The sequence below is a fragment of the [Flexibacter] sp. ATCC 35208 genome (assembly GCF_001975825.1).
Classification (GTDB): domain Bacteria; phylum Bacteroidota; class Bacteroidia; order Chitinophagales; family Chitinophagaceae; genus Chitinophaga.
Window position 1 is genome coordinate 1 of record NZ_MTKN01000032.1, and the last position, 12,446, is coordinate 12,446.

11 protein-coding genes and 1 riboswitch are annotated in these 12,446 nt (G+C 42.5%); of the genes, 8 read left to right on the forward strand and 3 right to left on the reverse strand.

Annotated features, from left to right (window positions below; all coding sequences use genetic code 11):
- Positions 1-5 precede the first annotated feature (5 nt).
- Positions 6-1,049, reverse strand: coding sequence for an MBOAT family protein (locus tag BW716_RS19830; RefSeq protein ID WP_235643908.1), 1,044 nt, complete (start codon positions 1,047-1,049; stop codon positions 6-8).
- A 427-nt stretch (positions 1,050-1,476) separates the two neighbouring features.
- Between BW716_RS19830 and BW716_RS19835 the strand changes: the two genes are divergently transcribed.
- Entirely contained in the window at positions 1,477-2,343 is an 867-nt protein-coding gene (locus tag BW716_RS19835; protein ID WP_083725187.1) for an AraC family transcriptional regulator, read from the forward strand.
- Positions 2,344-2,418: 75 nt separating this feature from the next.
- Entirely contained in the window at positions 2,419-2,961 is a 543-nt protein-coding gene (locus tag BW716_RS19840; RefSeq protein WP_083725189.1) for a YbhB/YbcL family Raf kinase inhibitor-like protein, read from the forward strand.
- Between the two features lie 184 nt (positions 2,962-3,145).
- Here BW716_RS19840 and BW716_RS19845 read toward each other — a convergent pair whose 3' ends face one another.
- Entirely contained in the window at positions 3,146-5,254 is a 2,109-nt protein-coding gene (locus BW716_RS19845) for an outer membrane beta-barrel protein (RefSeq protein ID WP_083725191.1), read from the reverse strand.
- 185 nt (positions 5,255-5,439) lie between these two features.
- Here BW716_RS19845 and BW716_RS19850 point away from each other — a divergent pair, with 185 nt between their 5' ends.
- Together BW716_RS19850 and BW716_RS19855 are read left to right on the forward strand one after the other, a co-directional pair.
- Entirely contained in the window at positions 5,440-6,474 is a 1,035-nt protein-coding gene (locus BW716_RS19850; protein ID WP_083725193.1) for a sensor histidine kinase, read from the forward strand.
- On the forward strand, positions 6,440-7,135 hold the full coding sequence (locus tag BW716_RS19855; protein ID WP_083725195.1) for a LytTR family DNA-binding domain-containing protein: 696 nt from the start codon (positions 6,440-6,442) through the stop codon (positions 7,133-7,135). The genes BW716_RS19850 and BW716_RS19855 overlap by 35 nt, the downstream gene beginning before the upstream one ends.
- 73 nt (positions 7,136-7,208) lie before the next feature.
- On the opposite strand, the gene BW716_RS19860 is transcribed toward BW716_RS19855, so the two are convergent.
- Complete coding sequence (locus BW716_RS19860; protein ID WP_083725197.1) at positions 7,209-9,338, reverse strand: GH92 family glycosyl hydrolase; 2,130 nt, start codon at positions 9,336-9,338, stop codon at positions 7,209-7,211.
- A 55-nt stretch (positions 9,339-9,393) separates the two neighbouring features.
- A riboswitch (TPP riboswitch) is annotated at positions 9,394-9,488 on the forward strand.
- A 43-nt stretch (positions 9,489-9,531) separates the two neighbouring features.
- On the opposite strand from BW716_RS19860, the gene thiM reads away from it, so the two are divergent.
- The 4 genes from thiM to BW716_RS19880 are packed head-to-tail and all read left to right on the forward strand — an operon-like array spanning position 9,532 to position 12,418.
- The gene (gene thiM, locus BW716_RS19865) at positions 9,532-10,338 is read left to right on the forward strand and encodes a hydroxyethylthiazole kinase (protein WP_083725199.1); all 807 of its coding nucleotides are present in this window, start codon (positions 9,532-9,534) and stop codon (positions 10,336-10,338) included.
- Positions 10,331-10,957, forward strand: coding sequence for a thiamine phosphate synthase (gene thiE / locus BW716_RS19870; RefSeq protein WP_083725201.1), 627 nt, complete (start codon positions 10,331-10,333; stop codon positions 10,955-10,957). The genes thiM and thiE overlap by 8 nt, the downstream gene beginning before the upstream one ends.
- Entirely contained in the window at positions 10,954-11,787 is an 834-nt protein-coding gene (thiD, locus tag BW716_RS19875) for a bifunctional hydroxymethylpyrimidine kinase/phosphomethylpyrimidine kinase (protein WP_083725203.1), read from the forward strand. The genes thiE and thiD overlap by 4 nt, the downstream gene beginning before the upstream one ends.
- Entirely contained in the window at positions 11,774-12,418 is a 645-nt protein-coding gene (locus tag BW716_RS19880) for a TenA family protein (protein WP_083725205.1), read from the forward strand. The genes thiD and BW716_RS19880 overlap by 14 nt, the downstream gene beginning before the upstream one ends.
- Positions 12,419-12,446 lie beyond the last annotated feature (28 nt).

Sequence of the window (12,446 nt, forward strand, 5' to 3'; positions counted from 1 at the left end):
ATAATTCAATACACCTCAATCAGCACTAACTGTGTTTTAGGAAAAACTTCTGGTGTGCTAAACAGGGATCGGCTAAATATTCCTTTTATGTAGTTAAATGCATAACGGAGACTCTCTGCTCTGAAAAAGATCCATGCAAAGGTCACCTGCGCAAAGGTGATGAGAATAGCGACCAGTTCTCTGAATGAGGGTAATAATTTTCCTTTAGCGGCGATTTCTATGTTATTTCTGTTCCTGTTAAAAAGCAACAGGGGTAAAAAATAGATCGCATTTAATCCACCCCAGAATATAAAGGTCCAGTTGGCCCCATGCCAGAACCCGCTCAGCAAAAATATAATAAAGGTATTGCGAACTGCATTCAGCTTTCCTCCACGGCTACCTCCAAGCGGAATGTATACATAATCTTTAAACCAGGAAGACAATGATATGTGCCATCTTCTCCAAAATTCAGCGATATCTCTCGAAAAGTATGGATAGGAGAAGTTTCTTAACAGTTCAAAACCTAATAACCGGGCTGTTCCTAATGCAATGTCTGAATAACCGGAGAAATCTCCATATATCTGGAAGGCAAAAAGGACAGCACCTAGCACCAATGTGCTTGCATGGAGGTGCGCATTGGATGAAAAAATTTCATTGGCGTACATCGCGCTGACGTCTGCAATCACAATCTTCTTGAAAAGCCCCCAGAGAATTTGTCTTAAACCGTCGCTGGCTCTTTCGGATGAAAAGTGCCTGGGATGCTGAACCTGTGGTAATAAATGGGAAGCACGTTCAATAGGACCAGCCACCAGTAAAGGAAAGAAGCTAACAAATACAGAGTAGTCAATAAGGTTCCGGGTTGGTTCACTTCTACCTTTGTATATATCAATTACATACGAGAGGCCATGAAAAGTATAGAATGAGATCCCTACCGGAAGGATGATTTTAAGTGTCCAGACGTTTGCCTGCAAACCAAAGTTGGTGAGCAGATCAGCGAAGGACAGCACAAAGAAATTATAATATTTGAAGAAGAGTAAAAATCCCAGGTTGATGGTAATACTTGTAATCAACCATAGCTTTTTCGACCGGGGAGTAGCTGCTTCACTAATTTTGATACCACTGTAAAAGTCCAGTAAGATCGAAAACGATAATAAGAAAAGGAATCGGTAATCCCAGCATCCATAGAAGAAGAGGCTGGAAACTAATATTATAATATTTTGTACTTTAGTATTTCCTTTTCCTACGAACCAATAAAGAAAAAATACTATTGGAAGAAATATTGCAAACTCTATGGAGTTAAATAGCATTAGCGTAAATGGATAATGGTTTAGTTTAGGTAGTGTCCGTTTGGAAATTAGAAAATTAAGTTGACTTTTTATTTTGTAACATTTACTTAAACAAAATTGTACTTGTTTAAGTAGTGTATAGTACCTGTTTGTCCTTGTTTAAATTATTGATAATAGTATCATAATTCTGGTAGGTTCCTATCTTTGTCACATGGATACGTTCAATCTGCCAATGGATCTGGTACAGGAAAATGACAATGTGCACATCATCGGTTACCAGTCTTCAGCAAATCTGGTGAAGAATAAGATCACCATGAACACCAACCTGTTTAGTTTCCTGCTGGCTGGCGTAAAAACAACGTTTTATGCAGAAAAGAGCGCCCGGATTGACCCATCTCAGTTCATCCTGTTATCTTGTGGCAATTGTATGATGAGCGAAAAAAATGCCCCTGAAAATGGCATTTACAAGAGTATCCTGTTTTTCTTCGATAATAAGATCCTCTCAGATTTCTTTATCAAATACCCCGGCCCACCCCAGGTTCATGTTGAACAGGCTATGAGCATAGCGGAACAACCTTTTGTTACCTTCCGGCTGGATCCTTTTTTACAGAATTTCCTACACTCCCTGGAGCTGATGCTGGCTACCGGCAAACCCATTTCAAGAGCGATGCGGGTGCTCAAGTTCGAAGAGCTGATGTTGTATATGCTGGACAAGTACCCTCAACAGGTAATGAGTCTCCGTACTGCCAACAAAGACGAGCATGACTTCCGGCAGGCGGTAGAAGCACATATCGAAAACAATATCACCGTCGATGAACTGGCTTTCCTCTGCAATATGAGCACCTCTACTTTTAAGCGTCGTTTTGCAAAGATCTATGGTGTAGCGCCCAGTAAATGGTATTTACAAAAAAGGATGGAAATAGCGGCGACCTTATTATTAAACAACCGTGAAAAACCCAGTGATGTATATCATAAAGTAGGGTACGAAAACCATTCAAGCTTCACCCAATCCTTCAAACAGGTATTCGGTCTCACCCCCAGTGAATACCAGCAACAGAAATTGACCGTTTTACAATAGCTTTTGACCTGTTAGCTGTAAACCCGCTCCTATGGCGCGTCGTACTTTTGTATCACAAACAAAATACGAGGAACTATGAAGAAATTAAGCGCCTTATTAGGAATGATAGCCATCTTCGCTATCAACGTACATGCACAGACCTTTACCTTGAAAAGTAGTGACCTGGGTGGTCAGTTCTCCAACAAACAATATAATAGTATTATGGGGTATACCGGTGAAAACCAATCACCGGCACTATCATGGGAAAATGCCCCTGCTGGTACCAAAGCTTTTGCTGTAACTATGTATGATTTTGATGCTCCAACCGGTAGTGGTTTCTGGCATTGGGTGGTGTACAATATTCCTGCAGATGTAAAGGAAATAAAAGCGGGTGCCGGTAATGCTGCGAAGCAATTATTGCCTGCAGGAGCTATTCAGGGAGTAACCGATTTCGGTCAGCCAGGTTATGGTGGTCCTGCACCTACGCCGGGTTTGCCACATATGTACCTGATCACAGTATATGCTTTGAAAGCATCGTTAACGTTAGATAAGGGCGCGACTGCGGCGTATGTAGGGTTCAATTTAAATATGACAATGCTGGGTAAGGCTTCTATTATTGCTTACGCACAACATCCATAATTTTTGTTTTTAAGCTGGTTGCAGGCTTTTCTTTCAGGCTCTTTCCAGTTCTTTCCAGCCGGCTGCAGGCCACGCCGCCAACAAAAAATCCTTTTGCTGAAGGCAAAAGGATTTTTTGTTGGAATTTTATTCTATAAATGTCGTTTTCTTCCCCTTATAATATACCAGTATCTTCAACTTTTCATCACTTCGCCCTTTCCTGTTCCTGATCAGCCGTATTATCACTGTGATTCCGCTTCCGCGCAAATGTTTCTTTACCAAAGCGATATGTAAAAGCTATTCCTACTTTCTGAGAATCATACAGGCCTCTATGTGTATAATAACTGTCCTTCACGCCGGCTGAATGATCGTTCTGTCCAGATGAACGGAAAATATCATCCATATTCAGTTTCAATGTTGCCTTGTTGTGCCACAGTTTCTTCTGCACAGCTGCATATATAATATACCGGGGATTGATGACTTCCTGTCCATTGATATTCTTACCTGAGTAATCGCCACTTGCTTCCGCACTCCATCCATGTGTCAGATCAAACTGGTTATACAATCGTACCCTCACGGAAAAAGTACCTGAATTTAGCGCTGTGGAGAATGCTTCTCCATGCAGCTGCATTTTTCCCGCCATTATATTTGCATTCATGTCCCACCATTTCGCAGGGTGTAAATTCAGATTGACAAGTAGCATGGCAATATATCCCTTCGCCACATTATCGGGTTTGGTAATGTAAATATTATCCACCACGTCACTCATCGTAAAGATGATATCCCTAAACCAGTTGTATTGCAAACCTAATCCCAGCCATTGTTTATACTGGTACTTTAACTCAGTCCTGTAATTCGTCTGTGGGCGCAGATTAGGATTACCCGTTTCATAAGTATAACTATTCGCAAAAGCCACAAAGGGATTTAATTGTTGATAATTCGGTCTGTTCACTCTTCTGCCTATGTTCCAGGTCAGTGTTTGATTACCTGCGCTATCTAATTTGTAACTCAGGAACACAGTCGGAAATGCCTGTGTATAATTCCGCTTAAACACAGATGTTGCATACGCGGAATTCCCCGGTTGTCTGCCTGTAATGTTTGTATTCTCTACACGCAAACCAGCCTGTGCACCCCAGCGTTTCCATTTCTTCTTTGCACTGATATATGCTGCATTGATATTCTCATCATAAATAAAATGATTGGAATTACTATCCACCTGCACCCATTTCTCATTATAATACCTGGAATCATAATCGTTTTTAACAAAACTGGATTTTGCGCCTGCTTCAATACCAATAGGATGTACATAATCAGCCTTCACCGCAAAGATGTGCATATCAGACCATAACCGATAATGGAAGAAATCATCGTCATTATTCAGGTTTTGTTCATCGTGATTGTTATAAGAAATATAACTGGCATCGGCAGAAAGTTCGTGTCCTTTATTATTGAATCTATGCAGGAAGTTCAGGTTGCCACTAAAGTTCTTCCAGTTGGCATCACTATAAGTAAATCCTTTGCTGATGCTATCATTGCTAGCATCACTGGTATATCCCCTGGTATAAATACTGGGTCTGTGCTGTGCATTTACTTCAAACCCGATTACATTTTTTGCATTTAAATTATAATCCATACCCAACCTGATCCCCTTGGTATTGGACCTGCCTTTTACATGCGTATGCAAATACACACTCAGGCTATCTGCAAAGTAATCCCTGTTTGTTTTATCATCATCATACGCTGCATCTTTGTTATAACTGAAACTGGCAAACCAGTTCATCTTTTTATAATTGTAGTTGATATTCAAAGAATTGTTGGATCTGTTATAAATACCCTGACTGGTACTGAGCGAAACATTGCCTGTCAGACCAAGAATGGTGTTTTTCTTCAATCTTAAATTGATCACAGCACCCCCACCTGCATCATATTTAGCCGGTGGCGCATCCATCAGTTCTATCTTATCGAGGGTGCTACCGGGTAATCCTTTCAGGTAGTTCGCCAGATCCTGGCCAGACATATAGGTGGCTCTGCCATTGATCAATACCAATACTCCTTTTCCATTTAGTTGGATGGTACCATTATGATCTACAGTCACCCCCGGTGTTTTATTCAGCACTTCCAGGGTGTTGCTGCTGGCGGCACTGATCATCGCATCTACATTCACGACAGTTCTGTCAATACTTTGTTCCAGCAATGGTTTTTTGCCAGTGACTTCTATACTCTTAAGCTGTACCTGTTTAGGTTTGGTGGTATCCTGTGCAGATGCCTGGATAATAGAAAATAGGCTGATAAAGATGGCGATTATGGGTTTCATTGCTGTGTTATTTTTAGCAAAGATTGGCCAGCAGCAGGGGGAAGCGAAATTTTAGTGATGTAACTGGCCATATCCGTGACGAAAACCTTATTTTCAAGGTTCGTCAGTCATTTTCACAGGTTCATCATTATTAGGTTGCAAAATGGGGGTTGTTACTCATATTTGTACCCAGAAATACAATCGATATGAAAACAGTGGGAAATTTGAGGATACATCTTATAGCCGCCGTGAGTTCAGGGGTGGTGTTGTTTATTCTGATAAGACAATTTGTACATACCATTACCGTCATGGACGATGAGGAGATTGCCTTTGCATTGACCGTAGGATTTCTGGGGGCAGTATATACAGGACGGTTTTTATCTTTCTTATTCATTAATGAAAAAAGGGAGGTATCATACTTTTCCCTTATTATTCTTTCCATTATATTTTTATTATCCAGCTGTTTTACTTGTCTCTTTATAGGAAAGGCCCTTCAGCGGCAGGATTTCTTCCACGATTTCCTGTTCCCGATGTCGTTCCTGATCATGAGCCTGACCCTGGGCATGCTCATCAAACTATTCCGTACCCGGATCTTCGCACACTTACATGAGGCGCAGATCCTGGCGGCCAACAGCCAGAGTGAGCTGCAAAATCTGCAATCACAGTTAAGCCCGCATTTTCTATTCAATACCCTCAATAATATGTATGGTCTTTCTATTACAGCACCGGACAAAGTACCGGCACTGCTGTTGCAATTGTCCGACCTGCTGCGATACTCCGTATACGATGCCAAGGAAATGTTTGTACCTTTAAAAGATGAGCTGACATACATCAACAACTACATGGAGTTTGAGAAGATCAGGGTAGGAGAGCGCCTGCACCTGAACACGGTAATAGAGCCTTTTGACGATACAAGTGATATGATCGCACCGATGCTCCTGATCGTATTTATAGAAAATGCTTTTAAGCATTCTAAAAATACCACCAATGACAAGATCTATATCGAAATCATGATCAGGCGTTGGAGTGATAGCATCCTCTTCTCCGTAAAAAACTCCAAAGGAGAAGTACCAGAACACAGTGGTGGCCTGGGACTGGAAAATGTAAGAAAGCGCTTATCTTTACTGTATCCCAATCAGTATGACCTGAACATAGATGATGGAGATAAATATTTCACGGTACAGTTGCAGCTAAAAATTAAGAATCATGAGAAAGATCAATTGTCTGATAGTAGACGATGAGCCAATAGCGAGGCAGATAATACAAACGTATTGTAGTCACTTCCCGATGTTGAACATCATCGCCTCCTGCGGCAATGCGCTGGAAGCAAAAGCTATTGCACAACAGGAAGACATCGAACTTATATTTCTCGATATCAACATGCCGGTGCTGAATGGACTGGCATTTTTAAAAACACTCAAGTACCAGCCACAGGTGATCTTTACCACTGCTTACAAAGAGTATGCAGTAGAAGCCTTTGACCTGGCGGCTACAGATTACCTGTTAAAACCTTTTTCATTGGAAAGGTTCATTATAGCAGTGGATAAGGCATTGGAGAAATTAACAGAACCTGAATTCACCGCCAGCAAAAAGGAAAACTTCATCTTCATCAAGGCAGATGGAAAGATCTATAAAATACTGTACGAAGATATTTACTATGCAGAGGCCAGTGGTAATTATACCAAGGTAGTCACTAAGCAACGTACCATTCTCCCTACTATTACCTTCTCTGGTTTTGAAGAGTTATTACCTGCTCATTTATTCATCAGGGTACATCGTTCATTTATCATCAACAAGGGCAGCATTACACATATAGAGGGTAACCGGGCATTTATCAATACCACAGAGATCCCTATAGGCAGCAATTACAAAGACAATTTTCTGAAACAACTGGGGTTGTAAGCTAATTATGCCAGACTCAAAAATGCCTGGCATAATAAGTTTACGTAATCACCTAACTCATTGGTTTTGCTTTTTAAAAAAAGAAAACCAATTCGCCACCCTGCATTATTTGTTCATATGTAATCGCATGTCCTTTCAGTTCTTTTCCATTATAAAGCATACTCTTCCTGCCGCCTCTCTGAACAGCTTTCAACTGGAATTTTTTATTATCAGGCAATAAAATAGTGATCTTATCAAAAATAGGTACAGACAATTCATAGTTGTTACTTACCGGATCTACAGGGTAAAAACCCATCGCAGCAAACAGGTACCAGGCAGACATCTGTCCTGCATCGTCATTCCCACTCAGACCACCCGGTCCGTCAGAATATTCTTCTGCCAGAATTTTATGTACGGTTTTACTAGTCTTCTCAGGTGCAGTAGTGAAGTTGTACATAAAAGGGATCTGGTGCCCCGGCTCATTCCCATGCCAGTATTCATTCTTTCCAAACAAACTATCCAGTGAAGCTTTCAGGTTTATTATTTTAGCCAGTCCAGTTACATCCTGTGGAACGTAGAATGTGTACTGTCTGGGTGTTCCTTCAGTAATATAAGGTTCCTTCTTATCAGCATTGAATGGACTATACCAGGTACCATCTGCATACTTACCTCTTGCCATGCCTACCTTTGGATCAATGACATTATTATAATTCTGCGCACGCTTAGTCAATATTTCATAATCTGCTGTTTTGCCCAAAGCTTTCGCCACTGTAGACAATGCATAATCATCATACGCGTATTCCAGTGTACGGCTCACCTGTTCCTTCTTATGAAATGCAATGGGTACACTATCTTCCATCGGAATATATCCATACTTTATATAACTATCCAGTGCTCTTCTGCCTTTCCCATTTAAGTAATCATCGCCTTTGCTCATTTCAAAAGCGTTCTTCCGCATCAGTTCATAAGCTGCATTCACATCATAATCCCTGATCCCTTTATTGAAAGCAGAAGCAATAAAAGCCGTAGCGTGGTCCCCGATCATTGCAGCTGTATAACTATTCCAGCAGGGAAATATAGGTAGCCACCCACCTTGCTGTCCTTTCAACACTAAAGAGTTGACAAAGTCATTCACCAGGGTTGGCTGTAATATTTCAAACAAGGGTAATTGCGCCCTGTAAATATCCCACATAGAGAAATCATCATAATAATTCCCTTTGCTGACACGCTCATTCTGATAATCTCCTGCAAATCGCGGATACTTGCCATCTACATCATTGAACAACCTTGGGTGCTGCATAGCATGGTATAACGCCGTATAGAAAATACGTTTGTCTTTTTCCCTGGTTGTTTCCACCTGTATCTGGCTCAGTGCTTTGTTCCAGACAGCTTCATTCTTCGCTTTCAAGGCAGCAAAATCCCAATCGGGTATTTCAGCTTCCAGGTTTTTACGGGCATTATCAATACTTGTAAAAGAGGTTCCAATACGTACCCTTACCTGTTCACCTTTTTGCAGGTAATAAGCCGCATAGCCAGATTTATCTATGGTAGTCACTGTCTCAATCTGCATCACAAAGAAGCCACAAAAACCTGCCGGTTCTCCCCATCCCTGGTAAATACGATGCACAGGATTGTAACCTGTAATCTCATGTCTGTATGCGTTAATCTTCACAATACCTTCCTGCCGGTCACTATTTGCTGTCAGCAACAGGTACAGACTATCCGTCTTTTCCATAGTGAACTGGATCATGCTACATCTTAAAGTGGCTGTGATCTCCGTACTAACAGCAGGTAGGGTTAATTTGTAATAAGCAGGGGTACTGATTTCCTTGTCATGGGAAAACGGTGTTGCATAGTTAGTCGTAAAGTGCCCGGTGATAGGCATAATGGTGAAACTACCATAATCCTGGGTACAGGATCCACTCAGCCAGTGTGTACCTCTAAACCCGGTCAACAGGCTGTCTCTGTAAGTATATGGCGGAAAACATTTGTTTTCGGTCGTATTTGTTTGTGGAGTCCATTGCGTCATACCAAAAGGCAGTCCAACTGCCGGAATGGTATTGGCATAAGATTCAGTGCCGCTGCCATGTTTCCGGGAAGAAGCCGTAGTGCTGGCTGCTGTGCCAGAAAGTGGCTGAACATAACGTAGAAGGTCTGATGTTTGGGCAGAAACACTTCCGTGGAAAAGGCAGGCGATGGCCGCCATTGATACAATTAACCGCATAGACACAAGTATAAAAAATAATTATGTCATTTTCTCCCGTTGTTTGCTAAATTTGAGCAGGCTTTAGGGGTGTTCCTTCACTGGGACTGAGAATTACTCTTCGAACCTGATCCGGCTAGTACCGGCGTAGGGAAAAGCAGCAGCTTAGCGCATGCGTACTCCTGGCCATTATACTTAAAATTTATATGGCATTATGAAGGAGTTTATCAGGGAACAGATCCTGGCTGTTCGGCAACAATCCCCGCTGGTTCACAGTATCACAAATTATGTAGTCATGAATAATACTGCCAATGCATTGCTGGCAGTAGGTGCATCTCCCATTATGGCCCATGCTCATTCGGAAATGGTGGACATGGTCAGGATTGTAGGAGCACTCGTCATCAACATCGGTACCCTCGATGAATACTGGGTAAAGAGTATGGAACTTGCTATCGGTCAGGCGAATACCCTGGGTAAACCATGGATACTGGACCCTGTAGGAGCAGGTGCAACCCCCTACAGAGATGAAGTATTAAAACAATTACTGGAACTGAAGCCTACCATTATCCGTGGCAATGCGTCTGAAATCATGGCCCTTGCCCGTAAGAATGCCGGCACCACCAAAGGCGTGGATAGCACACAGGAAAGCGCTGCCGCTGTAGAAGCAGCTCGTTTTCTGCAACAGGAGTTTGGCAGTGTAGTTTGTGTATCTGGTGCCGTGGATATCATTGTTGGCAAAGACACCACGATATTATTATCAAACGGACACCCATTGATGGCAAAGGTGACAGGTATGGGGTGTACAGCTACTGCCCTGATTGGCGCTTTTGCAGCAGTTAATCCCAAAGATCCATTTTGTGCAACCGTTTCAGCCATGGCGCTCCTGGGTATAGCAGGTGAAAAAGCGGCTAAGGTATCTGCCGGGCCGGGTAGTATGCAGGTACATATACTGGACCAGTTATATCAACTGACAGATGAGGTAGTGGCTTCACTGATTAAAATAGAGGAATCTAATGTTTAATCGCAGATTATACCTGGTTATCAGCGAAGAAGCCTGCAAAGGCAGGGACCTGGTTGCAGTGGCGAAAGCAGCTGTGAAAGGGGGCGTAGATTTAATTCAGTTACGCGAAAAGCAACTGGATAATCCTGCATTTTTAGAACGAGCCCTTCGTCTCAAAGAAGCGCTCATTCCTCACAGGGTACCCTTGATCATCAACGACAACTTATGGGTGGCACAGCAATGTGGTGCTACAGGTATACATGTTGGTAACAGTGATCTGGCGCCATTGACTATCATGGCTCAATGGCCTTCCTGCGGGATTTTAGGGTATTCTATAGAATATGAAAAACAGATCTATACAGCCGATGCGGTGGCTTCGGATTACCTCGCACTAAGTCCCATTTTTGCAACACCAACCAAAACGGATACCGTTACAGAATGGAAACTGGAAGGGATCAGGCATATCCGTGCACTCACAGATAAACTACTGGTAGCGATTGGCGCTATTCACGAAGGCAATGCTGCAGATGTGATTAAAGCAGGAGCAGATTGTCTGGCCATTGTATCTGCTATTTGCGGGGCACCTGATCCTGAAAAAGCAGCAGCCGCCATTCGTCTTCAAATAGAAAAAGCACTATGACAAAATATAAATATGTACCTGTGTTGACCATCGCAGGTTCTGACAGTGGGGGAGGGGCAGGCATACAGGCTGACCTCAAAACCTTTGCTGCATTGGGTTGCTTTGGAACATCCGCGATCACAGCGATCACGGTACAAAATACATTGGGTGTAACGGGGATCCATAGTATTCCCCCCGAAATTGTGACAGGCCAGATACGTGCCGTGATGGATGATATACAACCTGCTGCAATAAAAATAGGGATGATACATTCACCTGCGTTAGCATCAGCGCTTGCCGAAACGTTGGTATTATATCCCAATGTACCTGTAGTACTCGATCCGGTCATGGTGGCAACCAGTGGAGACCGGCTGATAGAATCAGCCACCATTTCAATACTGAAAGAGAAATTATTCCCTTTGGTATCATTGGTTACACCCAACCTGGATGAAGCGGCTATCCTGGCAGACATGCCTTTGCAGAACCTTGCTGATATGCAACAGGCAGCAGATCGTATTTTACAAACAGGTTGTAAAGCCGTGTTGGTAAAAGGTGGTCATCTGGCAGGTAAAGAATTGTTTGATGTTTATAAAGATCAGGGAAATATTGTGCATATCATATCCAGTCAGCACATAGATACTGCAAATACACATGGCACCGGGTGTACCTTATCTTCTGCTATCGCAGCTTATCTGGGTCGTGGAGAAAAGTTGGTGACAGCCATTGATAAGGCCAGTCAATATATACATACCGCCATTGCCGCAGGGCAACATGTACAAACGGGGAAGGGCCATGGCCCTGTGAATCATTTTTTTGCACCTGAAAAACAAATTACACATGAGTTGGAGTGAAAGGGCCTGGCAGCGTACTGCCCATATTTATGATGAGATTATTGAGATGCCATTTATAAAAGAACTGATAGATGGTACATTGCCCATAGAAAAATTTAAGTTTTACATTGCGCAGGATGCACTGTACCTCGAACAGTTCGGGCGTGCACTGTCCTTGATAGCGGCAAGAGCATATACAGTAGAACAGGTATTGCAATACACCCGTTTTGCAGAAGGTGCTATTGTAGTAGAAAACGCTTTGCATGCCGCTTATTTCAAAGAATACGACATTACAGAAAAGACGACTGCTTCTCCTTCCTGCCATCATTATAACAGCTTTTTATTGAGTACCTGTGCATTGGCTTCTGTAGAAGTTGGCATGGCGGCAGTACTGCCTTGTTTCTGGATTTACAAAAGAGTAGGTGATTACATCTATGCACAACAAACAGGGGCAGATCATCCTTATCGTAACTGGATAGATACGTATGCGGGAGAAGCCTTTGGCGAACTGGTAAAGAAAGCGATCGCCTTCTGCGATGTAGTGGCCACACCCGCTTTGGAAGAGGTTATGCATGGGGCATATGAAAAAGCATGCCAGCTGGAATTTATGTTTTGGGACAGTGCATACAGACTTGAAAAGTGGAGTGTTTAAGTGATTGGTAGTCCTGATTTTTTTGCTA

Bases quoted from the DNA above. Each gene is read 5' to 3' on its own strand.
- BW716_RS19840 (WP_083725189.1), top strand. From the start codon at position 2,419: ATGAAGAAATTAAGCGCCTTATTAGGAATGATAGCCATCTTCGCTATC.
- thiD (WP_083725203.1), top strand. From the start codon at position 10,954: ATGACAAAATATAAATATGTACCTGTGTTGACCATCGCAGGTTCTGAC.
- BW716_RS19880 (WP_083725205.1), top strand. From the start codon at position 11,774: ATGAGTTGGAGTGAAAGGGCCTGGCAGCGTACTGCCCATATTTATGAT.
- BW716_RS19860 (WP_083725197.1), bottom strand. From the start codon at position 9,338: ATGCGGTTAATTGTATCAATGGCGGCCATCGCCTGCCTTTTCCACGGA.
- BW716_RS19845 (WP_083725191.1), bottom strand. From the start codon at position 5,254: ATGAAACCCATAATCGCCATCTTTATCAGCCTATTTTCTATTATCCAG.
- thiE (WP_083725201.1), top strand. From the start codon at position 10,331: ATGTTTAATCGCAGATTATACCTGGTTATCAGCGAAGAAGCCTGCAAA.
- thiM (WP_083725199.1), top strand. From the start codon at position 9,532: ATGAAGGAGTTTATCAGGGAACAGATCCTGGCTGTTCGGCAACAATCC.
- BW716_RS19855 (WP_083725195.1), top strand. From the start codon at position 6,440: ATGAGAAAGATCAATTGTCTGATAGTAGACGATGAGCCAATAGCGAGG.
- BW716_RS19835 (WP_083725187.1), top strand. From the start codon at position 1,477: ATGGATACGTTCAATCTGCCAATGGATCTGGTACAGGAAAATGACAAT.
- BW716_RS19850 (WP_083725193.1), top strand. From the start codon at position 5,440: ATGAAAACAGTGGGAAATTTGAGGATACATCTTATAGCCGCCGTGAGT.